This window comes from Gordonia sp. SCSIO 19800 (genome assembly GCF_018132775.1).
In the GTDB taxonomy this organism is placed as follows: Bacteria; Actinomycetota; Actinomycetes; order Mycobacteriales; family Mycobacteriaceae; genus Gordonia; species Gordonia hongkongensis.
The window spans coordinates 74792-100454 of sequence record NZ_JAGRQM010000010.1 but is presented as its reverse complement, the minus strand read 5'-3'; the positions used below and the strand labels follow the sequence as shown (position 1 = coordinate 100454).

The window sequence follows — 25663 nt, the reverse complement described above, 5'->3', positions numbered from 1 at the left end:
TGCGTCAGATGTCGGCGATCGCCTCGAGCGGTCCGGTGCGCGCCGCGCGGACGGCCGGCCACAACGCGGCCAGCACCCCTACCACCGCGGACGCGATCAGCGTGATCGCGATGAGCGACCACGGGATCACCGGCGCGCCCAGGCCCCACTCGGCGAGCGTGCGGACCAACGCGACGCCGATGACGGTCCCGAGGAGCACACCCAGCACTGCGCCGAAGATCGAGATCAGCACCGATTCGAGGTAGATCGAGCGGCGCACCTGGGCTCGGATCATGCCGATCGCCCGCAACATCCCGATCTCGCGTTTGCGTTCGACCACCGACAGCGCGAGCGTGTTGATGATGCCGAGGACGGCGATCAGCAGTGCCAGCCCGAGCATCGCGTACAGCGTGCCGAGCATCTGATCGATCTGCGACGAGATCTGGCCCTTGAACTGATCCCGGTCCTGGATCTGCACCGTCAGGTAGTCCGACGTCGCATTCTCCAGATCGGTGCGCAGGGTCTCGAGGTCGGTGCCCGGCGCGGCGTTCACGAAGAGCGTGACATTGACCCGCGCGAAGGGCGGGACCAGCTTCTCGTAGACGTCCGGACCCACGACCCACGGTTGCAGCGCCTCGTTGTCCGCGTAGACGCCGGCGATCGGGACCTGGACCTGCTCGCCCGTCGCGGAGGTGAACGTGACCACGTCGCCACGCTGCCAGCCGTTCGCCTTTCCGGTCCGCTCGCTGATCAGCATCCCGTCAGCGGGCAGATCCGACGACGCGCCGTCCTGCATGTCCATCACGGTCACGCTGTTCAGCGGACCGCCGAGCGCCGAGAACCCGGTCTCCGACTTGTCCTCGACCTTGGCCTGGACGATGCCGAACGACACCACCTCGGCGACGCCGGGCACACCGTCGATCGCCCCGGTCACCGCGGGCGGCAGCGGCGACTGGTTGGTTCCGGCCACGATGTAGTCGGCCGTGATGCCGGCGTCGACGGCGTCGTCGACCGTGCCCTTGAACGACTGTCCGAGGGTGCCGATGATCGCGACCAGCATCAGCCCGAGGGTGAGCGCGAACGCCGTCGCGGCCGAACGCCGCGGGTTGCGGACCGCGTTGGTCCGGGCGAGGCGCCCGATCATGCCGAAGGGCGCACCGATGACCCGGCCGAGCACGCTGACGAACGGACGCGCGATCGCCGGGCCGATGAGGACGGCCGACAGGACCGCGCCCGCGGCGCCGGCACCCACCGTGATCGCCGGGCCGGCACCTTCACCCATCGCGCCGACCACGATCGCGACGATCGACGCGACACCGATGACCGCGCCGATGATCGTGCGGTTGCGCAACGAGGCCGACCCCTCGGCGGCCGATGCGCGCATGGCCTCCACGGGCGGCACCCGGGCGGCTCGCGCCGCCGGCACCCAGGCACTGACCATGGTCACCACGACGCCGACCAGGATGCCGGCGAGGATGGCATCCGGACCGATCGCCAACTCACCGTCCGGCAGGCCCGATGTCGCACTGGTGATGGCCTTCAAGGCGGCCGCCAGCCCGATGCCGATGGCGAGACCGAGCGCGCCGCCGAGGACACCGACGACGAAGGCCTCGAACAGCACCGAGCGCGAGACCTGGCGCTGGCTCGCGCCGACCGCCCGGAGCAGCGCGAACTCCCGATTCCGTTGCGCAACGATCATCGAGAAGGTGTTGTAGATGATGAACGTGCCGACGACCAGACCGATCGCGGCGAACGCCAGCAGGATGTACTGGAAGATCTGCAGGAACTCGTTGACCTGCGCCTTCTGGTCCTCGCGGACCTGGTCGCCGGTGCGGACGTCGTAGAGATCGGCGTCGGCGCCGAGCGCGGAGATGATCCGTTCCTGCAACTGTTCCGGGGTGACCCCGGCGACGGCCGACATGTCGACGACGCCGACGTGCTCACCGTCGGTGAACAGACGGGCCGACGTCGCGGCGTCGAACTGGGCGTTCACGTAACCACCCGTCGAGCTGGGCGCGTCGACGAGGCCGACGACGGTGACCTCGAGCGGCTCCGAGTTGCCCTGCCCGACGACGATCTTCGTCTTCGACCCGACCTTCAGCCCCGCGGCCTCGGCCGCCGAGGTGTTCAAGACGATCTCGCCGGCGTTCTCGGGCCCGCGTCCACCCGGCAGGATCCGCGACTCGTCCGGGTCGAGCGCCTCCGCCGGCGGGATGTAGGTGCTGCCCACGCTCGGGGCGCCACCGGTCTGGATGGCCTTGCCGTCGGAGTCGGCGACCGTGACCAGGCCGTTGTTGTTGACGACGAGTTTGTCGATGCCGAACTGGGCACGCTGGTCGCGGAGCTGGTCCACGATCGTGTTCGGCACACCCGGCGACTGCCGGTCGGCCGGGGTCACCTCGACCGCGACACCCTGCGCCGCACTGTCGAAGATGTCGTTGAAAGCCTTCGAGATGGACCCGGTGAAGACGATGGACCCGGCCACGAACGAGGTGCCGAGGACGATCGAGAAGAGGGTGAGGAACAGCCGGAGCTTGTGGGCGCGCAGGTTCCGTAGCGAGACCCGGCGCATCACCGTGGAGGACGCCACGGCTCAGAGCGCTTCGGCGGTGTCGGGCGCAGGCACGTTGTCGAGGTTCTTCATGACCTCGAAGACATCGTCGGCCGACGGCCGGGACAGCTCCTGCACGATCTGGCCGTCGGCCAGGAACACCACTCGATCGGCGTACGACGCCGCGCGCGGATCGTGCGTCACGATGACGACGGTCTGCTTGAACTCGTCGGTCGCCGCCCGCAGGATCGACAGCACCTCGCCCGAGGAGCGGGAGTCCAGGTTGCCCGTCGGCTCGTCACCGAAGATGATCGACGGCTTGCCGATCAGCGCACGAGCACAGGCCACGCGCTGCTGCTGACCACCGGACAGTTCACTCGGCAGATGTCCGAGCCGGTCGGTGATCCCGAGCCGGGCCACCACGGCGTCGAACCACTCGGTGTCGACGGTGCGGCCGGCGATGTCGACCGGCAGTGTGATGTTCTCCTTGGCCGTCAGCGTAGGCACGAGGTTGAACGCCTGGAACACGAAACCGATGCGGTCGCGACGCAGCATCGTCATCGCCTTGTCCGACAACGCCGTCAGATCGGTGTCGCCGATGAACACCTTGCCGTCGCTCGCGACGTCGAGACCGGCGAGGCAGTGCATCAGGGTGGATTTACCCGACCCCGACGGCCCCATGATGGCGGTGAACTCGCCCTCCCGGAACGAGATGGAGACGCTCTTCAGGGCCTCGACGGCGGTGTCGCCGACGCCGTACCGCTTGGAAAGGTTGTCTGCCCCGGCAGCAACCGCGTGCTTCGGCGTCCCAAAATCATCGCCACCGTCGTCTCGAGCGGCCACATCAGTCGTCGTCATGCCCTCAACGGTGCCAAATCCTGCGCCGGTTGGCCATCAGGTAACACCCTGACCCCACCCTGACGGCAGTGACGTGGGGCACTGCTGCGGCCTCTACTTCGGGATCTGGACCTCGAAGGAGTGGAGGCGATTGGGCGATCCGACGTTGTCCGACACCACGAGAAGGGTGCGGGTGCGGGTCTTCGCGAACGGGTTGTCGGGGTGCCAGTTGCCCCAGGCGAGTCCCGACATGTTGCCGGTGAGCAAGTGGGGCGTCGCGGTGGTCGAGAAGATGCGGCGCTTGGTCATCGCCTTCTCGCGTCCGCTCAGCTTCTTCTTGTTCGTCACCGAGGTGGCGCCCCGGGTCGTCGTCCAGAAGATGTTCGACAGCTTGCCCGGGCCACGTTCGAGCACGAGGAAGTCCGTCGAGTTGATGGCCAGCACATCGGCGGCCACCTTGTTGGCGTCGGTGCGATAGACGAACTCGCGATTGGTCTTGCCGAAGGTCAGCAGACGGGCCGATCGTGCGGCGTCCTGCCGGAGTCCGCCGGCGGTCAGGACGCTGACCTGACCCTGGGGTCCGACGGCCACGCCGGTGAGTCCGAGCTGGCCTGCCAGACCCGACTTCGACGACGGGCGCCACACCGACGGGAGCGGAAGGTCGCGGAGGACCTGTCCAATGGGCCCGATCTGCCGGACGAACTGGTTGTTGCCGCCGCTGACGACGGTGTAACCGCCCGCGGACTGGCGGATGCCCTCGAACTGGGCCTGTCCGGGCAGCAACGGGAGGAACCACGGGCCGAGGACCGTGCCGCCGCCGTTGATCCGCGGCTGCCCGGTGAAGGACGCGGTCACCGAGGTGTACCCGATCGACGCCGTGAAGAAGCGAGCCGGGAGCACGTCCTCGGCGATCATCACGTAGTTGCCGTTACCGGTCCGATCGATACCGGAGATCCGGTTGACGGTGGGAAGCCCGCTCCCGATCGTCGTCGAATCCGTGAAGAACGCCGTGACCCCGGCCCCGGAAGACGGTGTCGCCGAAGCCGGTTGGACCGCGACCGACGACGCCAGTCCCAGCACGCAGGCAGCGGCGACCGAGGCGCCCCACAGACGTAGTTTCATGAGGGGCACGATACCTCAACCGTCACTTCAGACCCATCCGTACGTTCAGCCTCGGAACCGCGCAGCAAGGCCGCGTCAGGCCAGGCGCTGCTTCAGACCGTCGAGCTCGTCGCGCAACGAGCTCGGCAGCTTCTCGCCGACGAAGTCGAACAGCTCCTCGATGGACGGGATCTCCTCGCGCCACTCGTCGGGGTTGAAGGCGAGCGCCTCCGCGACGTCCTCCGCAGGCACGTCCAGGCCGCTGACGTCGATCGACTCCGGCTTCGCGACGATGCCGATGGGGGTCTCGACACCCTCGGCCTCACCCTCGATGCGCTCGATGATCCACTTCAGCACGCGGCTGTTCTCGCCGAATCCGGGCCACAGGAAGCGCTTGTCGTCGCCCCGACGGAACCAGTTGACGTAGAACACCTTCGGCAGCTTCGACTCGTCGGCGTTCTTGCCGATGTTCACCCAGTGCTGCAGGTAGTCCCCGACGTGGTAGCCCATGAACGGCAGCATCGCCATCGGGTCGCGGCGCACGGTGCCGACCTTGCCCTCGGCCGCGGCGGTCTGCTCGGAGCCGACGGTGGCGCCCATGAAGACACCGGTCTGCCAGTCGCGGGCCTCGGTAACCAGCGGCACCGTGGTCTTGCGGCGGCCGCCGAACAGGATCGCCGAGATCGGCACGCCCTTCGGGTCATCCCACTCGTCGGCCAGCGACGGGCACTGCGAGATCGGGGTGCAGTAGCGCGAATTCGGGTGCGCTGCCTTGTGATCGGACTCCGGCGTCCAGTCGTTGCCGAGCCAGTCGGTGAGGTGCTCGGGCGCCGGGCCGTCGATGTCCTCCCACCAGATGTCGCCATCGTCGGTGCGAGCGACATTGGTGTAGAGGGTGTTTCCGGCCTCGATGGTCTTCATCGCGTTCGGGTTCGAGTCGTAGCTGGTGCCGGGAGCGACACCGAAGAAACCGAATTCGGGGTTGATCGCGTAGAGACGCCCGTCCTCGCCGAAGCGCATCCAGGCGATGTCGTCGCCCACGGTCTCGGCCTTCCAGCCGGGGATCGTCGGCTGGAGCATCGCGAGGTTGGTCTTGCCACAGGCACTCGGGAACGCCGCGGCGATGTAGTACACCTTGTTCGCCGGGCTGGTCAGCTTGAGGATCAGCATGTGCTCGGCCATCCACCCCTCGTCGCGGGCGATGACCGAGGCGATGCGCAGGGCATAGCACTTCTTGCCGAGCAGCGCGTTGCCGCCGTAACCCGATCCGAACGACCAGATCTCGCGGGTCTCGGGGAAGTGGGTGATGTACTTCTCGGTGTTGCAGGGCCACGGCACGTCGGCCTGGCCGTCCTCGAGCGGCGCACCGACGGAGTGCAGCGCCTTCACGAAGAAGCCGTCCTCGCCCAGGATCTCCAGGACGCGGGGGCCGACGCGGGTCATGATCTTCATCGACAGCACGACGTACTCGGAGTCGGTGATCTCGACACCGAGCTTGGGATCGTCGGAGTCCAGCGGGCCCATGCAGAACGGGATGACGAACATCGTGCGACCGCGCATGCTGCCCCGGTAGAGCTCGGTCATCGTCGAACGCATCTCGGCGGGATCGACCCAGTTGTTGGTCGGGCCGGCGTCCTCTTCCTTCTCCGAGCAGATGTAGGTCCGCGACTCCACGCGGGCCACGTCGGCGGGGTCGGAGTTGGCGAGGAAGGAGTTCGGCTTCTTCTCCTCGTTCAGCTTGACCAGGGTGCCGGCCTTCACGAGGTCGGCGGTGAGGCGCTCCCACTCCTCGTCACTGCCGTCGGACCACACCACCCGGTCGGGCTGGGTCAGCTCGGCGACCTCGGCCACCCAGGCCAGCAGTCCCGCGTGCTTCGTCGGAGCGCTACTCGGGTCCAGTCCGGGAATGGTGGCTGCGGTCATCGTTGGGGCCTCCTCCGAGGTGGTGGCCGCTTGAATGGCCACCTGTCAGGTCGTCTCGCGGTCAAGGATACGTCCACCGAGCGGGCGTTAGGTCACGGGGTTCGCCAGGTGCGGTCTATCCCACACCCGACGGACAGGTGACGAAAGTCCCTGGTGATCGCGCGCGCTCGGTCTCGGCGCGGAGCAGTCCGGGTCGGGCGCCGGTCACGTGTCAGCCGATTCGTCCCGATCCGCCGGAGATCCACTGGCCGGTGTCCGGGTCGAGAACCGCGGAACGGAACTCGCCGTCCGCACCGATCTCGGTGATCTTGTCGACCTGCCCGTCCCGATCGCTGTCCGTGTACACCGTAAAGCCGTCGGGCCCGTTGCGGGTGAGCGAATCGTTGATGCCGTCGTTGTCGGTGTCCACCTCGGCGGGTCCGAGATCCCAGATCCGGCCGTCGTCGTGCATCCACAGGTGATCGTCGAGATCGTCGGACGCCGGCGTCTCGTGCAATGCGGCCACCGAGTCGACCGGGTGCGGGTCGGCGCCCTCGGCCGCGCCGAACAGCGAGGCCTCGTCCGGGCGGGCCGGGTCCGGAAGGTCGTCGGGGAACATCGGGTCCATCGAGATCACTGCTTCCCGTCGTCGTGGCCGGCCCGGGCGACCCCGGCCGTTCCGTCGTCATGCCCTCGGTCGTCCCGACGTCCCGCCGGATCGTCGGATTCCTCACCCGGGTCGTCGGTGCGGGAGGCGACCGCCCAGAGCGATTCCGACCGCGCCACCAACTCACGGCGGATCTCCGCCGCGCGCTCGCGACGGGTTCGAGCGTCGCGGACCCCGACCCCGCTGCGCAGTCGGCGGATCTCCTCGTCGAGGCGCGCGACGTCGGCCGCCACCTCTCGGTTCCGGCGTTCGTGCGCCCGGGCGATCTGGCCGGCGATCCGGGTCTCGGCCGCGGTGACGCGCAGGGCGAGCTGGTGATCGAGCGTCGCCCGCGCCTCGGCGAGGAGCTCGGCGGTGCGCGCCTCGCGATCGGAACGCTCCGCAGCACTGCGCCGGACACGGATCACCCACGCCGCCACCGCGACTCCGAGGATCAGGGCGAGCGGCATGCTGACCCACTGCAACGTCTGGACCGACTCCATCGGTGCGACGACGAGGCGTCCCACACCCAGACCGGTCGAGGCCCCGAGGACGACCACCAACGCGTCTTCGGCGCCTGCGCGCCGCGCCCGGCCGCGCGACCGCTCGGTGTGGAGGGGTACCGCGGGCCAGTTCTCGTCGGCCGACGGCTCCGCGTCCAGGCCCACCAGGGCGGTCGACCGGACCGCGTCGACGCGCTCGTCGGCGCGACGACGGACGCCGTCGGCGAGGGCGGCCCAGCCGGTACGGGCCCATGCGCCGTACGCAGAATCCGCGGCGGGAGCGTGGCCGGCGGCGGACGCCGCCAGATCGCGCACCCCGGCGTGCAGTTCCGCCGACGTCTGCGAACGGACGCGCGCGAGTCCGGCGCGTACCGCCGCCAACCGGTCCGGGCGTCCGCGGTCACGTGCGGCGACCAGTTCGCGACGCGTGGCCAGGAGATCGTCGACGGCAGCCTGTGCGGACGCCGATTCGTCGACGCCGCCCGTCGGCGCGCCGAGGAGATGCTCGACCGCCCCGAGGCCCGCCGCGAGCCTTGCCCGCTCGGCGCGGAGCACGCCCGGCGCGTCAGTCGTCTCACGCAGCCACTCCACGAGGGCGTCGATCCCCGACTCGTCCACCGCACCCTCGAGGGCCGCGACCGACGACACCCCGAACAACGGCAGCGTCGCGAACGGGTCGAGGACGGCCCGGTGGGCGCGCACGGTCCGCGGCCACTCCCAGAACGCGTCGATCTTCGTGCACACGATCGCCACGATCCCGACCTGCGCGCGCATCTGCTCGACGAGGAGACGTTCCTCCTCACCGACCGACGACGACGGGTCGACGACCACGACCGCCGCACCGGCCGACGCACGCGAGCGCCCGCCGCGGGCGACGATGTCGAGGTCCGGGGCGAGCGCCCGGCAGGCCTCGACCAGCGTGCGGACGCCCACCCCGTCGGTCCCGACGACCAGCACGTCGGTGCCCGCGTCGACCCCGACGGCGTCGAAGCCGGTCAGCTCCCGCGCGGCGGCGAGTGCCGTGTCGGTCATGCGCCCGCTCCTGCCCCGGCCAGAAGTCGCTCGGCACCGGCGCGGTCGACGCCCGCCGCGGCCGCCTCCTCCAACCGGGCACGCAACTCGACCTCACGCCACTGTCGAATCCGGTCGACCCGCTCCCCGATCGGTCCCGCGAGATCAGGAACGCCGCTGGCGTCGCGGAGCGCCCGGCTCAGGGCCTCGGCGTTCGCGGCCACGGCGGAACGGGACTCGATGAGCGCGAGCGCGGTGTCGATGCCGAAGGCGTCGAGCCGGCGCAGCAACCCCTGCCGCATCAGCCGTTCGTCGGAACCCGGACGTCCCACGAGGAATCGGCCGGCCATCGACGGCATGCCGACGCCCGCGGCCGCCATCGTCGCCAGCGCGGCGAACTCGGCATCGTCGAGGTCGGCGCAGGCCAGCAACTGCGAGACCGGGTACACCGGCGTGTCCAGACGCCCTGCACACGACGCCGCCACCGCGACCGCCGCATCCCAGTCGCCGTGCGTGTCGGCCTTCCCGAGCACCACGAGCAGCCGGTCGGCCGGGAGGGACGCGAAGAGTTCGCGGTCGGCGCGCCGCGGCGGTCCCGCCAGGACCAGAACCCACAGATCGGTGTCAGCGGCCCCCTGCTCGTCCTCACCGGGCCCGATCACGGTGAGCGACAGTCGTTCTCGCAGCGCACGAGCCATCGTGTCCCGACCGGTCCCGGGCCGGCCGACGACCTGGACGTGCAACGGACGGAGGAAACGCCGGCCCGCGCCGGCCAGGACGGGCACGAGCGGCGACACCGGGTCGACGAGGTCGACGAGTCGTCCCTGCTCGGCGGCCGTCCACAACTCGCTCCCGGCGGGCACGCCACGCCGGCCACCGTTCACCGGTGCCCCCACCGCAGCCTCCTCGCCATCCGACCCCTGCGCCTCCCACGACCCGCGTCCACCGCACCGCCACCCCGGGCATCGGCGCACGTGAACCGCGACAGGGCCGAGAATAATCGGGATCCGGGCGAACGGCGGAGACAGCTCCACATCCCCTCGCGGGGCCGGACGGGTCCGCGTCCGCACCGCTGCCGTCCGGGCCGCCATTCCCCCGCGACTTCGCCGCGACGGCACGATGCGCAACGATGGACGCGTGAACAACAGCCCCGACAGGTCCCGGTTGTACCCCCGCGTGACGAGCTTCCGCTTCCGCCGCGGCACGCTGACGACCGGTCAGCAGCGCAACTGGGAGACCCTGTGGCCGGTGCTGGGCCGCGACCTCGAGATCGGGCCGGAGCGGGTCCCCGAGCCGCAACTCGACCTCACCGAACTGTTCGGGCGCGAGGCCCCGAAGGTCCTCGAGATCGGCAGCGGTACCGGCATCTCGACCGCCGCGATGGCCGAGGCCGAACCGGATGTCGACGTCGTGGCCGTCGAGGTCTACAAGCCGGGCCTGGCCCAGCTCCTCGGCCTCGTCGACCGCAACGGCCTGACCAACGTCCGCCTGATCCGCGGCGACGCGGCCATCGTCCTCACCGAGCTCATCCCGTCGTCGAGCCTCACCGGTGTGCGGCTGTTCTTCCCCGACCCGTGGCCCAAATCGCGTCACCACAAGCGACGCTTCGTCCAGACCGGCACACTGGAACTGATCGCGGACCGGCTCGTCCCGGGCGGGGTGCTGCACATCGCGACCGATCACGCCGGTTATGCGGAGTGGATCGCGGAGGCGCTCGCCACCCAGGACGCCGACCGCCCCCACGTCGTGCAGTTGACGCGGGAGTCGCCGATCTCGCTGCAGCGGCCGACGACGAAGTTCGAGGGACGCGCGGAGCGCGAGGGCCGCTACGTCAGCGAGTTCGTCTACACGCGGCCCATCCCGCCGGCCACCTCGACCGGCGACACCCCGACGGGAGCCCGCCATGAGTGACCACAGCCCGACCGGCTTCGCCGACACCATCTCCGGCCAGACGGGGACGCGCCGCATGCTGCTGGTGTGGGACGCACCCAACATGGACATGGGCCTCGGCGCCCTGCTCGGCGGACGCCCCACCGCCGCGCACCGTCCCCGGTTCGACGCCCTGGGCCGGTGGCTGCTGCAGCGGACCGCAGATGTGTCCGCTCTCACCGACGGAGGCGGCGCGGTCGAGCCCGAGGCCACCGTGTTCACCAACATCGCCCCTGGTAGCGCCGACGTCGTCCGGCCGTGGGTGGACGCTCTCCGTAATGTCGGTTTCGCCGTGTTCGCCAAGCCGAAGCTGTCCGACGACAGCGATGTCGACTCCGACATGCTCGACCACATCGAACTTCGCAGGCACACTGTTGGACTAGCCGGCGTGATCGTGGCGTCCGCCGACGGTCAGGCATTCCGCGAACCGCTGCTCGAGGTGGTCGGCGACGGGGTGCCCGTCACCGTCATCGGGTTCCGCGAACACGCCAGTTGGGCGCTGAGCACCGAAGAACTGGAGTTCATCGATCTCGAGGACATCCCCGGCGTGTTCCGCGAGCCGCTGCCACGCATCGGCCTGGACTCCCTGCCCGACGAGGGCGCCTGGCTCACACCCTTCCGCCCGCTCAGCGCACTGTTGCGCTGACCTGCGGCGTCGTGGCCCTGCCGGGGTCGTCGGGCGGCGGTCCGCGACCCGGCATCCGACGCCGATGCGGGTGTGCCCGCGCGTGACCCCGAGGCCCACGCCTCAGGGATCACTCAGGCAACACTGTCAGGATCTTTCGGGAAACTGACAGAATCGCCACCGGCGCCCCGAGACGACGGCGCCGAACAGGCCTGACCAGTCGTACACGAAAGGACATCGCGTGTTCCGGTTCATCGGCACATTCGTCTACCGAATGCGCTTCCTCGTCATCGCGGTGCTCATCGCGATGATGGCCGGACTCGGGCTGTACGGTCTCGATCTCGGCAAGCACCTCAGTCAGAGCGGCTGGTTCGATCCGACGTCGGAGTCCGACACCGGTGCGCGCTACGCCGACCAGGCGCTGGGGCGCGACCACACGTCCGACATCATCCTGCTGGTCACCCCGCCGGAGGGCACCCGCGTCGACGACAAGGCGTTCGGCGCGAAGGTCGAGACGTTCGTCGAGGACCTCATCGCGACGCACCCCGACATCGTCGGACGCGCCGATCCCGGTCTGTACGACCCGTTCCTCGTCCAGCCCGCGCAGAGCACGCTGCAGGAGCGACTGTTCACCGAGGACGGCAGACACGCCTTCATCAGCATCGGCGTCGCCGGCAACGACGACACGACGGTCCTCAACAACTACAAGACCATCGAACCGTTCTTCGAGGACATCCCCGAACGCTTCGATCTACCCGGTACGACCTTCGAGCTCGCCGGCCTGCAACCGGTCGCCGGATCGATGGCCGAGGGCATGGACAAGGACATCCACCGCGCCGAGGTCCTCGCGCTGCCGCTGGTGGCGATCATGCTGTTCTTCGTCTTCGGCGGCGTCGTCGCCGCGTGTCTGCCCGTCCTCATCGGTGGTCTGACCATCGCCGGCTCGCTGGGCATCATGAAGATCCTGGCGCTCACCACCGAGCTGAACATCTTCGCGCAGTCGGTGGTCACGCTGATCGGTCTCGGCATCGCGATCGACTACGGCCTGTTCATCGTGTCGCGTTTCCGCGAAGAACTCGGTGAAGGCTATTCGACCAAGGCCGCGGTCCGAAGAACCGTGATGACCGCCGGTCAGACGGTGGTCTTCTCCGCGACGATCATCGTCGCCGCCCTGGCATGTCTGCTGATCATGCCGCAGGGATTCCTCAAATCCGTCGCCTACGGCGCGATCGCATCGGTGTCCCTCGCCGCGATCCTGTCGATCACCGTCCTCCCGGCGATCCTGGGCATCCTCGGCCCCCGCGTGAACATGCTGTCGATCAGCACGGTCATGAAGTACACCGCGGTCCCGCTGGCCCGCCGCTTCTCCGGCGAGGAACGCGCAGCGGCCATCGAGAACCGGTTCAGCGGTCGCATGAAGACCAGCCAGGAAGTCGAGAACGGCTTCTGGGGCCGACTCGCGACGTGGGTGATGAAGCACCCGGTCAAGACCGCGGTCCCGACTGTGCTCCTCTTGCTCGCGCTGATCATCCCGTTCGGCAGCATCCAGTTCGGCGGGATCAGCGAGAAGTTCCTGCCGCCGGACAACCCCAACCGGGTCGCGCAGGAGAAGTTCGACGAATACTTCCCGAGCGAGCGAACCGAGGCCATCAAGCTCGTCATCATCTACGACGAGTCGAGCCAGGCCGACCAGAACAAGCTCGACGCCATCGCGCAACGCGCCGACGCGGTCCCCGGCTTCACCAACAAGTTCAGCGACGCCGACAAGTCCGACTTCGGGTCGTTCGACGCCGAGCGGTACCCGAACGTGGGCGTCTACCAGGTGTCGGCCGGTCTCCAGGACCGGAACACCGCCGCCCAGGCGATCGAGCAATTACGCGCGATCGACACCGAGGGCCTCACGATGTACGTCTCGGGTACCCCGGCCCTCACCCAGGACTCGATCGACGCGCTGATGCAACGGCTCCCGCTGATGGCGGTCATGCTCGTCCTCATCACCGGCCTGCTGATGTTCCTGCAGTTCGGTTCGATCGTCCTGCCGATCAAGGCCGCGCTCATGACGGCCTTGGGTCTCGGTGCCACGCTCGGCATCCTGACGTGGATCTTCGTCGACGGTCACGGCGCCGAGCTGGCCAACTTCACCCCCGGCCCGCTGTTCGCAGCGGTGCTCGTGCTGATCATCGCCATCGTGTTCGGCCTCTCGACCGACTACGAGGTGTTCCTGCTCTCCCGCATGGTCGAGGCCAGACAGAAGGGCGCGAGCACCACCGAGGCGATCCGCAGCGGCACCGCGCACACCGGCGGCATCATCACCGCGGCCGCCGCGATCCTGGTCGTGGTCACCGGCGCGTTCAGCCTGTCCGAGATCGTGATGATGAAGTACATCGCGTTCGGCATGATCGCCGCGCTGATCTTGGACGCCACGGTGATCCGCATGTTGCTCGTCCCGTCGGTGATGAAGCTGCTCGGGGACGACTGCTGGTGGGCACCGCGGTGGATGCGCGTGGTCCAGCGCAAGATCGGCCTCGGCGAGACCGTCCTCGACGACGAACCCGACGAACAGCGCGACGCCGGTGCCGGCGCCCGCCCGATGAGTGCGGGCACCGTGGTGGCCGAGGCGCCGACCTCGGTGATGGCCGCGGCACGCAGGCAACCGGTCGCCGCCGGCGCGGTCCCCGCCCGGGGTCGTGTCCCGGGCGCCGTCGGTCGCCCCGCCGCACCGCCACGGCCCGCCCCGGACCGACCGCTCACCAACGGCCGCCCGCCGGGTCAGGCCCCCGACCAGCGCACCGGTTCCGGTCCCACCCCGACTCCGCCGTCCCCCTCGGGTCCGCCGCCGGCCACCACCGGCCGCCCGGGTACTGCGCCGACCCCGCCGCGCACTCCGCCGGCGCGCGTCGGACCGACGCCCGTGCCCGGTGCCCGGGCCCCCGAACCGGCCGGACGCCGTCCCGCGACGCCCTACCGCCGCTCCACCGTGTCGAAGGGTGATCGTCCCGACACCGGCGGCTGGAGCCTCGGCGAGGGTGGCATCCGACTCGGCGACGCCGCACCTCACCCGGGGAACGGGGACCGTCCGACGGTCACTCCCCCGTCCGCCCCACCACGGGTGCCGGAGACCGGCGGGCGTCCGAATCCCGGAACCGCCCGGCCGACGCCGGAGCCGACCGGCCAGCGCTCACCGCTCGGACGCCGGCCCGCCCTCGACGAGACCGGTCGTCGCCCCCTGGCCGCCTCGGTCAGCCCCGAGACCTCGACCCCGTCGTCTCGGAGTCGTCGCAGCAACGGTCCGTCGCCGATGGAGCGCGGACTCAGCGCCGATGCGACCCCGGCCGCCGCGCGGTCCGACGCCGGTCCCGCCTCGGGTGAGCAGGATCGCCCGGCCGACGAGTCGAACCGCCGCCGTCGCCCGCGTACCGACCGGCACGCCCGGTCCGACGAGACCGGTGACGACGGCCAGATCAGCGTCCAGGAACTGCTGAAGCGGAGTCGCTCACAGAAGTGACCGCTCGGACCCCCGTTCGCGGCCACGGGTCTCGTAAGCGGATTGATCGCGAGTCATGCTGGTCAAGTCACCCAAGCCGGCAGACGCGCCCGCGAGCGGTTCGCTGACGACCTCGGGGCTCGCCGTCAGCGAGTGACCCGGCGGCACCCGCCACCGTCGAACACGGCCTGGCCGAGGACTCAGTCCTCGTCCAGGCCGTGTTCGATCACGTAGCGGGTCAGTTCCACGCGGTTGCCGAGCTGGAGTTTGCGCAGCGTCGCCTGGACGTGGTTCTCGACGGTCCGGTGACTCAGGTCGAGGCGCCGCGCGATCTGCTTGGCGCTCAGTCCTTTTGCGACCAAACGCAGCACCTCGGTCTCACGCTCGGTGAGCGCGGGCGCGGCGGGTGCGGCGTCGGGCTGCTGGGACATGCGCCGGTACTCGCCCAGCACCAGCCCCGCGAGACCCGGGGTGAAGACCGCCTGGCCGTCGGCCGTCGCCCGGACCGCGTCCACCAGTTCTTCGCGTGACGACGACTTCACCAGATAGCCGCTGGCCCCGGCCTTCACGGCCTCGAGAACGTCGTCGCGCTCACCCGATGCGGACAGCACGAGGATGCGGGTCTTCGGCGAGACCTCCAGGACCGCCGTCGTCGCCTCCGTACCGGTCCCGTCGGTCAGCTGCATGTCCATCAGGACCACATCGGGGGTGACGGCGGCCGCACGTCGACCGGCACTGCCCACGCCGTCCGCGGTGGCGACGACGTCGAATCCCTCGTCGGCGAGATCGCGGGCCACCGCCTCTCGCCAGATCGGGTGGTCGTCGACGACCATGATCCGCAGCGGCGCCCGCCCCTCGTCACTCCGGCCTGCACTCATACTCGATGCTCCCCTTCGCCTTTCAGCTCTCGTCCCGCGGGACGGTGAACTCCCATTCCGTACCCGCACCCGGTTCGGTGTCGAGGCGCGCGGCGCCGCCGAGGGATTCGATCCGTCCGACGATCGACTTCGACACCCCGACGCGTCCCTGCGCAACCGCCTCGGCGAGCCGGCCGTCCGGGATGCCGATCCCGTCGTCCCGCACACTCACCACGATGTCCCGCCCCAGATCCTCCACCAGGATGTACGCACGCGCACCGGGACCGGCGTGGTTCACGACGTTGTCGAGCGCGTTGACCACCGCCGCGCGGATCTCCGCGCCCCTCTGCGCTGACACCATGACCGGGTCCGCGGGAGCACTCACCGACACCCGCGCGTCGGCGAAGACGCGCAGGGCGGCGGCGAGATCAACGCTGCATTGCGCATCGGTATCGGCGGCGACGGGTTCGTCCGTGTCGGAGATCAGCCGACGCAGCGTACGCTCCTGCTCCGCCGCGAGGGTGGCGAGTTCACCTGTCGGACCGCCGATCTCGCGTCCGCGACGCGCGATCAGCGCGAGCACCTGGAGTACCCCGTCGTGCACCTCACGGGAGAGCCGTTCGCGTTCCTCGGCAGCCGCAGCGATCCGCGCCGCCCGGGACAGCTGGTCCTGGACCCGACGCGCGTTCGCAGCCGCGAGCCCGACCGCCATACCGGTCGCCACGATGACGATGATGGTGGCGTTCCGACCGAAGTCGAGGTTCAGTTCGCCCTTCACGAAGGTGCTGGTGCCGCCGATGACGAGCCCCGACACGATCCCCCCGACCGGGCCGGTGAGGATCGCGACCGAGATGACCGCGTTGGTGGCCCACAGCGTCGTCGGCCAGCTCTGGTTGTTCCACGCCCACTCCGCGCCGGCGACATACGACGTGGACAACATCAGCGCGCAGACGACGAGCACCTCGGCACCGACCCACACCCGGTTTCGCGCGAACCCGACGAAGTAGCCGATCCCGCTGACCAGTGTCCACGCGGAGAGCAGGCCGAAGAGCACCCAGGCGACGCCGCCGCGGTCGAGGTCGGGATTGACGGCGATGTGGAAGCCGAGTGCGTACAGATAGGACAGCAGCCGGAAGATCTGGGCGCCCCGCCACAGCGGACCGACCGGGTCGTCGTCGATGACACGTGCCAGACGATCCGGATCGGTGTCCCGGTCCGGCGGGCCGACCTCGAGCCCCGGCCACCGGCGCGTCACGTTCCCGCGCCCCGACCGTCCCCGCCCCGGTCACTGCCCTCGCGGTCGGTCTCGACCTCGTCCCGGCGACCATCCGCCGGGCGTTCGGATCCTGGGTTCCCGGCCTTCGAGGGGGTGCCGGGGGCCTCGTGTGCGAGCGTCTCGGCCGCGGCGTCGGGGTCGTCGGTGTCCCACGCCGGTGAATCCGGCTCGGCGACGACCCCCGGGCGCCCGTCCACGGGCTCGGTCGAGTCCCCCTTCAGGCGTCGGATCGCGGTGTTGAAGAACGCGATCAGGGGCACCGCGAGCAGACCACCGATGATGCCGGCCGACACCAGGCCGGCCGCGATCCCGAGCACCACCGCAACCGGATGCAGGCGCACCGACCGCCCAAGCAGGAACGGTTGCAGCACATGGCTTTCGAGCTGCATGACACCGACGACGATGGCGAGGGCGACGACCGCGGCGATCCAGCCCTGGGTCACCAGGGCGACGAGCACCGCCAGCGTGCCGGTGACCAGGGCACCGACGATCGGGATGAAGGCGCCCAGGAAGACCAGCGAGGCCAGCGGAAGCGCCAGGGGCACTTGCAGGATGGCGAGTCCGATCCCGATGCCGCAGGCGTCGACGAAGGCCACCGCGACGGTCGCCCGGACGTACCCGACGAGTGTGCCGAAACCGGCGATACCCGCCTCCCACACCCGATTCCGATTGGTTTCTGGGATGAGCTTGACCGAGAACTGCCAGATCTGACCACCGCCGTAGAGGAAGAAGATCAACAGGAACAACGTCAGCAGGGCGCCGGTGATGATCTCGCTGGCCGTGGTGGCGGTGGCCAGCGCACCACTGGTGACACGGTCCTGGTTGTGCTGGATGAAGTCGAGCGTGTCGGTGCCGAAGTTGCGCACCTGGTCGCGATCGAGCCCGAGAGGCCCGTTGATGAGCCATTCCCTGGTCTTCTCGACGGTCACGGTGACCTGCTCGGCGAGTTCGGGAACACCGTCGATGAACTCGCGGACCACGAAGGTCATGACGGCGGCGAGCAACCCGATCGCGACGACGAGGTTGACGATCACCGCCAGCGAACGCGGCAGACCGCGCCGGTCGAGTGCGTCGACCCCGGGAACCAGCATCGCCGAGATCAGGATGGCGAGGGCGACCGGCACGAGGACTTCCTCGAACTCCCGGAACAGCCTGGTCGCGACGTAAGCGGCCGCGACCAGGAGCAGTAGCCGCCACGCCCACTCCGCCGCCGCGCGTACCTGCGGATGGACCTTCGCCCGGTCGATGGACGCGAGGTCCCGGACGTCGCGCGGCCGGTCGGCTCGTTCGGCTTCGGTCACGAGAGTCACACTAGTGCTGCACCGCGGGGACAGGACGCCGTACACACCCCCGATTGCGCAGGTCGCCGACGGGGGTCGTCACCGACACCGGCCCCCCTACCCTAGGGTGGCACGTATGTCGTCGGAGGATGTTGGCTCGCCGGGGGGCGCGGCAGCCCCGGTGACCCGTCCTCGGTTCTGGTGGGTCCGATGGGTCCTGCTCACCGTCGTCCTGGTCATCCTCGCCGTCGAAGTCGTTCTCATCTGGCCCGAACTGCGGGGCGCCTGGCTGCGTATCGGTGAGATCGAGTGGCACTGGGTCGCGGCGTGTCTCGTCGCCGCGATGCTGTCGATGGACAGTTTCGCCCAGGTCCAGCGCGCACTGTTGCGCTCGGCGGGCCTGCGGGTCACGCAGTGGAAGTCCCTGTCGGTCATCCTCGCGGCCAACTCGCTGAGCCAGACGATGCCGGGCGGCCAGGTCCTCGCCCCCGCGTTCACCTATCGGGAAACCCGCAAGTGGGGTGCGACACCGGTCATCGCGTCGTGGCAGGTCGTCATGTCGGGCCTGCTCGCCGGCATCGGTCTCGCGGTGCTCGGGTTCGGCGGCGCCCTCCTGGCCGGAGCGAAGACCAGCCCGTTCTCGGTCGTCTTCTCCGTTGCCGGGTTCCTCGCGGTCGCGGTGGTCCTGCAGTACCTGGCCAGTCATCCGGAATCGTTGAAGAGCACCGGGATTCGAGTCCTGGGTTGGGTGAATCAACTCCGGAACAAGCCGGAGGACCACGGCACCGAGAAGTTGTTCGAGACCCTCGAACAGCTCCGGGCGGTGCAACTCACCAAGCGCGACACCTCGGTCGCATTCGGCTGGAGCCTGTTCAACTGGGTCGCCGACGTCGGGTGTCTGATGTTCGCCTGCTGGGCGGTCGACGCCCACCCGAGCATCTCCGGACTGATGGTCGCCTACGCGGCGGGCAAGGCGGTCGGCTCGGCGATCCCCCTGCTGCCGGGCGGCATCGGCGTCGTCGACGCGGTGCTCGTCCCCGCGCTGACCAGCGCCGGGATGCCCGCCGCCGACGCCATCACGGCGGTCCTCATCTACCGGCTGATCAGCTATGTGATCGTGTCGGGCATCGGCTGGGTGGTCATCGGTCTCATGTTCCGTAACCGCATCAAGCGCGACGACACGTTCATCGACGAGGTCGAGCGGGACGCCGACGCCCTCGAACGCTCGGCCGACGACCCGTCGCCCACGACGCCCGACGGTACGGCGCTTCCCATCCCGCCGCCGGATGGTGTCGAACCGCCGCGCCCGGGGGCACCGCCCACGGACGGACCCGACAACCCGCAACGAGGGGACTCCGCACGAACGTCCGACACCGATCCGCCGTCGGACCCGGTACGGTAATCCACCATGCTGAGCTCGAAGACGGACCGGGGCTCCGACGCGACGGCGGAGACGGGGTCCTCGCCGGCGCGCGGAACGGCGACGGGTCCCGTCGCCGCCCTGTTCGACGCCGTGGCGATCACGGTCTTCGTCCTCATCGGCCGGGCCAGTCACGAAGAGGGCTATGCGCTGACCTCGGTGCTGCACACGCTGTGGCCGTTCCTCGCCGGCTGTGCGGCCGGCTGGTCGATCACCTACGTCTACGCGCATGTGCGGTCGAGCGACTTCTTCGGTCACGACTTCCGGCCGGACCGGGTCGTCCCGGTCGGTCTCGTCATCTGGTTCTGCACGGTGACCGTCGCGATGATCCTGCGCTTCATCCTCAGCCAGGGCGTGGCGGTCAGCTTCGTCATCGTCGCGGCCGTGGTGCTCGCGCTCTTCCTGCTCGGCTGGCGAGCCGTCTTCGCCTACCTCGGTCGTCGCGCCGCCGCCTGACGACGAGGGCCGCGAGCGTTCGCGGACCTACTTGATCGTGAAGTACTTCTGCGCGACCTGGAGTGCGGCGGTCCCCGACTTGGGTCCCTCGGTGTAGATGACGACGACCTGACCGCCCTGGAGCCCCACGAACCAGCCGGGCCCCTCGGGGCCGTTGGTGCCGACGAGGGCACGCAGTCCCGGCGCGCGGGTGAGGTCACTGGCGTCGCCGGTGGCGGCAGTGGCGGTCATCGCCTGCAGCACCGGCCGGACGACGGCCGGATCGAGCCCGCCGAGCTCGCCGCCCGCGATCTTCGTCGGCACGTTTTTCAGCACGAACGGCGGCACCGACGAGGATTGCCCGGAGGCGCTACGCGCCATGGCGACACCGAAGGCGGCCATGTTGGTCATCGACATCATGCTCGAGCCGGGACGGTAGTCGATGGTCGCGATCCCGGGACGGTCAGCGGTCGGAACGCTCGCGCCGGGCACCGTGAACTGGACGCCGAGCCCGAGCCGGTCGAGCAGTTCGTCGCCACGCTGCTGGTCCGACCCGACGGCTCGCCCGATCGCACCGAAGACGGGATTGAGGGTGGTGCCGACCGGATAGGGCTGGTCGAGGTCGACGCCGCTGTCGATCGCATACGAGTTCTGCGCCATCCCGGTGATCGCACCGGTCTGCGCGTCGAGGGTCATGATCGTCGCGGGTTGACCGACCTCGACGGCCGCGTCGCCCAGGGACAGCTGGACGCCCTGGTCCATGGTGGTCGGGACGTCGGGTCCGGGAGGACCCTGCTCGCCGGCCAACTTGCGGGGCGCGGCACCCGGACCGAGCATCTCGACCTGCCACCCGGCGGTGGCGTCGCGGATGGCCTGCCAGTAGTTGGTCAGCCCGTCCTCGAGGGGGGAGGACAGGCGCCGGTCCGCCATCACCAGCTGGTCGGACCGGTTGACCACGACACCGGGGACTCGACGCGGGTCGCCGGCCAGCACCTCCATGTCGGAGTCGCGCAGACCCACCGCGGTGATGGCCCGGCCCGGCGCCGCGTCGAGCTTCTCGCGGATCACCTGGCCGGTGATCAGGGGTGCGATCGGCGCGATCACCCTGGCGAGGGCCCGGACCGAGGCGTTCAGGTCGGAGGTGCGGGCTGGGTCGAGCACGATCTCGTTGACCGGCTGGGCATACATGAAGATCCGGCCGGTCCGGCTGCGCACGGTCGGCGCCGGCTTCGCGTCGGTGCGGATCTCGCGCAGCGCGCCACCGGCGGCGAGGCCGGCGTGCAGGATGGCGGGGTCCCAGGTGACCTTCCACCCCGACGACAGCTTCCGCGCGGTACCACCGCTGGTCGATTCGAACACGCGGCCCTTGTCCCAGTTCCACGTGGTCGTGACGGAAAAGGTCGCGGTCCCGTCGCTGTATTCGACCGGATTCTCGACGTCGACGTCGACGCGTTGGGCATCCATCTGTCTCAGAGTGGTGGTGAGACTGTCACCGGCTTGTCCCGGTGCGGTGGTGAACGTGGCGGCCCCGCCGGCGTCCTGGCGGCTGAGGGCGTCGGCGAATGCGTCGATGGCGGCAGCGGCGCCCGTGTCGGTCGAACCGGCGAACCCACAGGAACTCACCATGACCGCGCACGTGACCGCGGCACAAGCGGCTGTCGTCGCGCGCTTGACCCAGATCTTCATGACGACAATTTTCACTCGTGTAACACTCGAAATCGACGCCGCCAGCTTCCATTCGGGGATCAAGCCGGTCACGAACTCATCTCGCCCACGGGACTTTTGACACTCCGCGGCGTGCGCGATCGCCGTCCGAGGACCGACGTCGACAGATCCCGGACCCGGCCGTCCCCGACCGCCCTCACCTTGCCGCACTGCGACAATGGGCGCATGGTTTTCACCGTCTTCCGTGGCGACGATCGTCCGGTCACCGCCACCGACTGGCTGACCTCACGGCACTGCTTCTCCTTCGGCGACCACTACGACCCGTCGAACACGCACTTCGGCGCGCTGCTCGCCGTCAACGACGAGGTCGTCGCACCCGGCGCGGGCTTCGATCTCCACACCCATCAGGAGAGCGAGATCGTGACGTGGGTGGTCGCGGGGACGCTGGTCCACCGCGACTCGGCCGGGCACTCCGGTGTCCTGTACCCCGGCCTGGTACAGCGGATGAGCGCGGGCACCGGCGTCGAACACTCCGAGCGCAACGACTCATGGCCCGACCTGCCCGACGCCGGCACCGAGCCCGTCCGCTACGTCCAGATGTGGCTGATGCCCGACCGCCACGGCCTCGCGCCGTCGTACGCGCAGGCCGATGTCCGCGACCGACTCGCCGCGGGCGGACTCGTACCGATCGCGTCGGGCGTCGCCGATGTCGACGCCGCGGTCTCCGTCGCCAACTCGGGCGCCACCCTGTTCGCGGCGCGACTCCGCCCCGGCGAGACCGTCGAGGTACCCGCTTCCCGGTTCACCCACCTGTTCGTCGTGCACGGACAGATCGAGGTCGACGGGGTCGGCGTCCGGGAGATCGGCGTTCTGGGCCCGGGTGACGCCCTCCGAGGCGTCGACTCCGCGTCGTTCCCGATCCGCGCCGGCGACGACTCCGACGCCGAGGTGCTGGTGTGGTCGATGGCCGCCGGGCTGGGTGGTGCGTGAACCGGACACCAGCCCCTCCCGTGGTCCGGCCGGCGACGTATGGATTTCAACTCGACCGCCAGACTTCGACCGAAGTCTGGCGGTCGAGTTTGAGGTCTGGCAGTGAGGGCGGAACGTCACGAACTCAGGCCGCGACGAGGTCCCGCGCCATCTGCGCGTACCCCTCCCACACCGAGGCGTACCGCGGTCGCCAACCGGCCGCCGACCGAAACCGTCTGTTGGACACCCGAAGCGAACGTGTCAGCGACGTGGTGCGTTCGCCGAGTAGGAGGGCGGCCCGGCCGGGACCGGTCACGTACGGATGTTTGCCGACCGCACCCGCCAGGGCAGCCGTGTGGTGCTTCTTGGTGACCGGTAGGTCGTCGACGATGTTGTAGGTGCCGGAACCGATTTCGAGTGCGGACACCACGGCGTCGGCGGCATCGGCGAGGTGGATCGAGGAGACGTAGGCACCAGGTCGGCCGGCCCGGAAACCGATCCGTCGTCGGGCGAGCGCCATGAGCTGCTCGCTGTGGGCGGCGCCGACGCCGTAGAACAACCCGAACCGGAGCACCACGCCGACCCCACCCGAATCGGTGAACCGGCGGGCCGAGGCCTCGGCGGCGTGGTTGCCCACCGCGATCGGATAGTGGTCGACCGGCGACTCCTCGTCGATCCACCGGTCACCGGCGTCGGTGTACACCATGGCGACCGATTCCTGCACCACCCGCGGCACGCCGGCGGCAAGTGCGGCGTCGACCACCGCGGCCGAGCCCTCCCGCCGGATGCGATGACAGTCCGCCCAGGCCGACTTCCGGACGAACGAGGCGGTCCCCGGAAGGGAGGACGCGAGATTGACGACCGCGCCGCAGCCGTCGAAGTACTGGGCGAGTCCGTGTCGATCGAACAGCGACACCCGAATCGGGGCGGCGCCGTGGGCACGCAGCGCGGAAGCGGCGGCATCCGAGCGCGCCAGCGCACGCACGTCGTGTCCCGCGGCGACCAATGCGGGCACCGCGTATCCCCCGATGGCCCCCGTACCGCCGGTGACGAATACCCGCATGCGGGCGAGTATCCCGGATCGCGTTGCGGTTTGTCCCGGTTACCGGGACAAACCGCACCGACATGTGGTTCGCCGGTCAGTCCCCCGTCTGCGATAGAGCGTGCAGATCCTTTGCGGTGGGCGACTTCTCGACCGTGTCGGGATCTGGATAGGTGTGCAGCAACCGATCCGCGGTGCCCGCGGTGGTGACCGCGAACCAATAGTGCTCGTTGCGGTAGTGGTGGAATCGATGGTTGCGCCACAACCGGCGATAGTAGGCGTGGCGCGGCCGGTAATCGGAGTGGATCAGATAGTGCGTCCATTCATAGACCAGTCCGATCGCCGCGAGCGTCGCCATGAACGTGAGACCGCGCTCGGCACTGGCGAAGACGAGGAGCCCCACCGCGACGGCCGCGAGGACGACCGTGACCAGCACCTGCCACGGGATGAACACCAGGGGGATGTTCCGCGGGTCCGAGTGGTGCTCGCGGTGCTTACGCGCCACCAGCGGATCGATGGTGACCGGTCCCAGGCGCTTCGGCCGCCAGTGCAACACGACGACGTGGATCAGCCATTCGGCCAGCGGGAAGCTCGCGATCATCACGACCGGGACGACCAGATCGGCGATTCCCCACCCGCCCAGCCAAATTCGCGCCGCCGACGAGGTCACCAGGAACGCGGCGATCATCCAGGGCGACGGGTGCCGGAGGAACTCGGCGAATGCGGCACGCAGGGTCGTCGACCGCCGTGATCGCATTCGCCGTTCCTCCGCCGCCACCTGCCGGCGCGCTCTGTGGTCGATGTGGTCGGCGTCGATGCTCTCGGCAGACATTCAGTTCCCCTCTCCGATGTCAGACTCCGCACCCTCGAGTGCCTGACAGAGTTCGAGCAATGCCGCAGTCGCGGGCGCGAGCAGTTCACGGGCAGCGGCCTCGGCGCGGCCGGGTTCGCGAGACGTGATCGCGTCGACGAGCGCGCGATAGCCGTCGATGTTGCCGACCTCCGGCTCCAGCATCGACGCGAGCGCGGGAAGCGCCGGTTCGTACGCGGCGCGGAGCGAGTTGTACATGAGACGGAATGCGATCGAGTCGGCCGCGTCGACGATCGCGCTCCAGAACTCGAGTGCCGCGACCTGCTGTCCGACCGGGTCCGGTTCGGCGGCGAGATCGGCGAGCAGCGCTGTCAGCCTGGCGATCTGGTCGTCGGTCACCCGCCTCGCCGCCAGTCCGGCGACATCCGGGCCGACCGCGGCGCGCGCCTCGACGATCGAGCGAGCGACACTCGGCACGAGCGCGCCGCCCCGGATCAGGAGTCGCGGCAACAGATCGAGGCCACCCGTCCGCGCGATGTCCTGGACCCGTGCGCCGTCGCCCTGCCGAATGGAGACCAGACCGGCCGCCGCCACCCGCTTCAACGCTTCCCGCACGGTGGGCCGCGAGACGCCGAGGATGCGGGCCAGTTCCCGTTCGCTCGGAAGGGTCTCGCCGGCCGGTAGGTCACCCGACAGCACGCCCTCGACGATCTGGTCGAACACGATCTCGGGGGCGCTCTGCTGGGACACGGGCTCGAACGGCATGCACCGACCGTAGAACCAGGAGGACTGGTGGTCAAGTGGTAAGACCAATCGTCCACCGAGGAATGTTCGGTGGGCGCTCGGGTTGTACCCACCATGAGTGACATCGCCGCGCCTTCGTCCAACACCTTGACCGCCGACGATCTGGACTTTCTCAGCCGCCCACTCCTCGGCTTCTTCTCGACGGCGACCGGCCCGACGCCGCCGCAGCCTCGGCCGGTGTGGTTCGAGGCGACCGCGGACGGCGAGATCCAGCTCTTCACCGGTCCCGATTCGCTGAAGGTGCGTCGCCTCAAGGCAGATCCACGCGCCTCGATCGTGGTCGCGACCCCGGTCGAGGAACGCGAGCGCTGGATCTCCGTTTCCGGCGCCACGCGCATCGAGACCGACGGTGCGGCCGCGCGCGAACTCGCAGCACGACTGGCCGACCGCTACTGGGACCTCGACGATCCCACCCGCGCAAAGGATCTCGCGGAGATCCTCGCCGACGACTGGGTGCGGATCGTCATCCGGCCGGACAAGATCCGGCGACTGAGCTTCTGAGCGGGGCCTTCGACTCGGCGACCGCCGGGCCGCGG

The 25663-nt window shown here is 69.6% G+C and carries 21 protein-coding genes; 7 read left to right on the top strand and 14 right to left on the bottom strand.

Annotated elements, in window-relative coordinates; all coding sequences use genetic code 11:
- Nucleotides 1–4: 4 nt before the first annotated feature.
- The 7 genes from KB201_RS13690 to KB201_RS13660 all read right to left on the bottom strand — a co-directional run bounded on the left by KB201_RS13690 (nucleotide 5) and on the right by KB201_RS13660 (nucleotide 9426).
- Nucleotides 5–2551, bottom strand: coding sequence for an ABC transporter permease (locus tag KB201_RS13690; RefSeq protein ID WP_078113300.1), 2547 nt, complete (start codon nucleotides 2549–2551; stop codon nucleotides 5–7).
- 21 nt (nucleotides 2552–2572) lie between these two features.
- A complete protein-coding gene (locus KB201_RS13685; protein ID WP_058252235.1) occupies nucleotides 2573–3388 on the bottom strand; it encodes an ABC transporter ATP-binding protein in 816 nt (271 codons plus the stop codon).
- Between the two features lie 93 nt (nucleotides 3389–3481).
- Entirely contained in the window at nucleotides 3482–4489 is a 1008-nt protein-coding gene (locus tag KB201_RS13680; RefSeq protein WP_058252236.1) for an esterase-like activity of phytase family protein, read from the bottom strand.
- 75 nt (nucleotides 4490–4564) lie between these two features.
- Nucleotides 4565–6391, bottom strand: a complete 1827-nt coding sequence (locus tag KB201_RS13675; RefSeq protein ID WP_058252237.1) for a phosphoenolpyruvate carboxykinase (GTP) — start codon at nucleotides 6389–6391, stop codon at nucleotides 4565–4567.
- A gap of 211 nt (nucleotides 6392–6602) precedes the next feature.
- Nucleotides 6603–7007, bottom strand: a complete 405-nt coding sequence (locus tag KB201_RS13670) for a DUF6802 family protein (protein WP_374193923.1) — start codon at nucleotides 7005–7007, stop codon at nucleotides 6603–6605.
- Nucleotides 7004–8551, bottom strand: coding sequence for a hypothetical protein (locus KB201_RS13665; protein WP_211539472.1), 1548 nt, complete (start codon nucleotides 8549–8551; stop codon nucleotides 7004–7006). Before KB201_RS13665 ends, KB201_RS13670 begins: the two co-directional genes overlap by 4 nt.
- The gene (locus tag KB201_RS13660; RefSeq protein WP_211539471.1) at nucleotides 8548–9426 is read right to left on the bottom strand and encodes a hypothetical protein; all 879 of its coding nucleotides are present in this window, start codon (nucleotides 9424–9426) and stop codon (nucleotides 8548–8550) included. Before KB201_RS13660 ends, KB201_RS13665 begins: the two co-directional genes overlap by 4 nt.
- Before the next feature lie 223 nt (nucleotides 9427–9649).
- Between KB201_RS13660 and trmB the strand changes: the two genes are divergently transcribed.
- The 3 genes from trmB to KB201_RS13645 all read left to right on the top strand — a co-directional run bounded on the left by trmB (nucleotide 9650) and on the right by KB201_RS13645 (nucleotide 14589).
- A complete protein-coding gene (trmB, locus tag KB201_RS13655) occupies nucleotides 9650–10441 on the top strand; it encodes a tRNA (guanosine(46)-N7)-methyltransferase TrmB (protein WP_058252240.1) in 792 nt (263 codons plus the stop codon).
- Nucleotides 10434–11105 (top strand): NYN domain-containing protein, encoded by a 672-nt coding sequence (locus tag KB201_RS13650; protein ID WP_058252241.1) that lies wholly within the window; start codon nucleotides 10434–10436, stop codon nucleotides 11103–11105. The genes trmB and KB201_RS13650 overlap by 8 nt, the downstream gene beginning before the upstream one ends.
- 220 nt (nucleotides 11106–11325) lie before the next feature.
- Nucleotides 11326–14589, top strand: a complete 3264-nt coding sequence (locus KB201_RS13645; protein ID WP_211539470.1) for an MMPL family transporter — start codon at nucleotides 11326–11328, stop codon at nucleotides 14587–14589.
- A 179-nt stretch (nucleotides 14590–14768) separates the two neighbouring features.
- Here KB201_RS13645 and KB201_RS13640 read toward each other — a convergent pair whose 3' ends face one another.
- From KB201_RS13640 to KB201_RS13630, 3 genes are read right to left on the bottom strand one after another with little or no spacing between them, the layout of a single operon-like run.
- Complete coding sequence (locus KB201_RS13640) at nucleotides 14769–15446, bottom strand: response regulator transcription factor (RefSeq protein WP_058252243.1); 678 nt, start codon at nucleotides 15444–15446, stop codon at nucleotides 14769–14771.
- Nucleotides 15447–15468: 22 nt separating this feature from the next.
- The gene (gene macS, locus KB201_RS13635; RefSeq protein WP_058252244.1) at nucleotides 15469–16680 is read right to left on the bottom strand and encodes a MacS family sensor histidine kinase; all 1212 of its coding nucleotides are present in this window, start codon (nucleotides 16678–16680) and stop codon (nucleotides 15469–15471) included.
- Nucleotides 16677–18002 carry an AI-2E family transporter gene (locus KB201_RS13630; RefSeq protein ID WP_058252316.1) on the bottom strand — a complete coding sequence of 442 codons (1326 nt, stop codon included), beginning with the start codon at nucleotides 18000–18002 and terminating at the stop codon, nucleotides 16677–16679. The genes macS and KB201_RS13630 overlap by 4 nt, the downstream gene beginning before the upstream one ends.
- A gap of 115 nt (nucleotides 18003–18117) precedes the next feature.
- Between KB201_RS13630 and KB201_RS13625 the strand changes: the two genes are divergently transcribed.
- On the top strand, nucleotides 18118–19383 hold the full coding sequence (locus KB201_RS13625; RefSeq protein ID WP_159371612.1) for a YbhN family protein: 1266 nt from the start codon (nucleotides 18118–18120) through the stop codon (nucleotides 19381–19383).
- Between the two features lie 6 nt (nucleotides 19384–19389).
- Nucleotides 19390–19857 carry a DUF3054 domain-containing protein gene (locus tag KB201_RS13620; protein ID WP_058252246.1) on the top strand — a complete coding sequence of 156 codons (468 nt, stop codon included), beginning with the start codon at nucleotides 19390–19392 and terminating at the stop codon, nucleotides 19855–19857.
- A gap of 27 nt (nucleotides 19858–19884) precedes the next feature.
- Here the strand turns inward: KB201_RS13620 and KB201_RS13615 are convergent, their stop codons facing one another.
- Complete coding sequence (locus KB201_RS13615) at nucleotides 19885–21522, bottom strand: NTF2-like N-terminal transpeptidase domain-containing protein (protein WP_211539469.1); 1638 nt, start codon at nucleotides 21520–21522, stop codon at nucleotides 19885–19887.
- A 204-nt stretch (nucleotides 21523–21726) separates the two neighbouring features.
- Between KB201_RS13615 and KB201_RS13610 the strand changes: the two genes are divergently transcribed.
- On the top strand, nucleotides 21727–22491 hold the full coding sequence (locus KB201_RS13610) for a pirin-like bicupin family protein (RefSeq protein WP_058252248.1): 765 nt from the start codon (nucleotides 21727–21729) through the stop codon (nucleotides 22489–22491).
- Nucleotides 22492–22615: 124 nt separating this feature from the next.
- Here the strand turns inward: KB201_RS13610 and KB201_RS13605 are convergent, their stop codons facing one another.
- The 3 genes from KB201_RS13605 to KB201_RS13595 all read right to left on the bottom strand — a co-directional run bounded on the left by KB201_RS13605 (nucleotide 22616) and on the right by KB201_RS13595 (nucleotide 25088).
- Nucleotides 22616–23533 carry an NAD(P)-dependent oxidoreductase gene (locus KB201_RS13605; RefSeq protein WP_211539468.1) on the bottom strand — a complete coding sequence of 306 codons (918 nt, stop codon included), beginning with the start codon at nucleotides 23531–23533 and terminating at the stop codon, nucleotides 22616–22618.
- Nucleotides 23534–23609: 76 nt separating this feature from the next.
- Nucleotides 23610–24329: a sterol desaturase family protein gene (locus KB201_RS13600; RefSeq protein WP_058252317.1), complete on the bottom strand. Its 720-nt coding sequence runs from the start codon at nucleotides 24327–24329 to the stop codon at nucleotides 23610–23612.
- Between the two features lie 15 nt (nucleotides 24330–24344).
- Nucleotides 24345–25088 carry a FadR/GntR family transcriptional regulator gene (locus KB201_RS13595; RefSeq protein ID WP_211539467.1) on the bottom strand — a complete coding sequence of 248 codons (744 nt, stop codon included), beginning with the start codon at nucleotides 25086–25088 and terminating at the stop codon, nucleotides 24345–24347.
- A gap of 93 nt (nucleotides 25089–25181) precedes the next feature.
- Here KB201_RS13595 and KB201_RS13590 point away from each other — a divergent pair, with 93 nt between their 5' ends.
- Complete coding sequence (locus KB201_RS13590) at nucleotides 25182–25628, top strand: pyridoxamine 5'-phosphate oxidase family protein (RefSeq protein ID WP_211539466.1); 447 nt, start codon at nucleotides 25182–25184, stop codon at nucleotides 25626–25628.
- Nucleotides 25629–25663 lie beyond the last annotated feature (35 nt).

Coding starts and splice junctions, on each gene's coding strand:
- KB201_RS13690 (WP_078113300.1), bottom strand. CDS start 2,551: ATGCGCCGGGTCTCGCTACGGAACCTGCGCGCCCACAAGCTCCGGCTG.
- KB201_RS13685 (WP_058252235.1), bottom strand. CDS start 3,388: ATGACGACGACTGATGTGGCCGCTCGAGACGACGGTGGCGATGATTTT.
- KB201_RS13680 (WP_058252236.1), bottom strand. CDS start 4,489: ATGAAACTACGTCTGTGGGGCGCCTCGGTCGCCGCTGCCTGCGTGCTG.
- KB201_RS13675 (WP_058252237.1), bottom strand. CDS start 6,391: ATGACCGCAGCCACCATTCCCGGACTGGACCCGAGTAGCGCTCCGACG.
- KB201_RS13665 (WP_211539472.1), bottom strand. CDS start 8,551: ATGACCGACACGGCACTCGCCGCCGCGCGGGAGCTGACCGGCTTCGAC.
- trmB (WP_058252240.1), top strand. CDS start 9,650: ATGCGCAACGATGGACGCGTGAACAACAGCCCCGACAGGTCCCGGTTG.
- KB201_RS13650 (WP_058252241.1), top strand. CDS start 10,434: ATGAGTGACCACAGCCCGACCGGCTTCGCCGACACCATCTCCGGCCAG.
- KB201_RS13640 (WP_058252243.1), bottom strand. CDS start 15,446: ATGAGTGCAGGCCGGAGTGACGAGGGGCGGGCGCCGCTGCGGATCATG.
- KB201_RS13625 (WP_159371612.1), top strand. CDS start 18,118: ATGTCGTCGGAGGATGTTGGCTCGCCGGGGGGCGCGGCAGCCCCGGTG.
- KB201_RS13620 (WP_058252246.1), top strand. CDS start 19,390: ATGCTGAGCTCGAAGACGGACCGGGGCTCCGACGCGACGGCGGAGACG.
- KB201_RS13615 (WP_211539469.1), bottom strand. CDS start 21,522: ATGAAGATCTGGGTCAAGCGCGCGACGACAGCCGCTTGTGCCGCGGTC.
- KB201_RS13610 (WP_058252248.1), top strand. CDS start 21,727: ATGGTTTTCACCGTCTTCCGTGGCGACGATCGTCCGGTCACCGCCACC.
- KB201_RS13605 (WP_211539468.1), bottom strand. CDS start 23,533: ATGCGGGTATTCGTCACCGGCGGTACGGGGGCCATCGGGGGATACGCG.
- KB201_RS13595 (WP_211539467.1), bottom strand. CDS start 25,088: ATGCCGTTCGAGCCCGTGTCCCAGCAGAGCGCCCCCGAGATCGTGTTC.
- KB201_RS13590 (WP_211539466.1), top strand. CDS start 25,182: ATGAGTGACATCGCCGCGCCTTCGTCCAACACCTTGACCGCCGACGAT.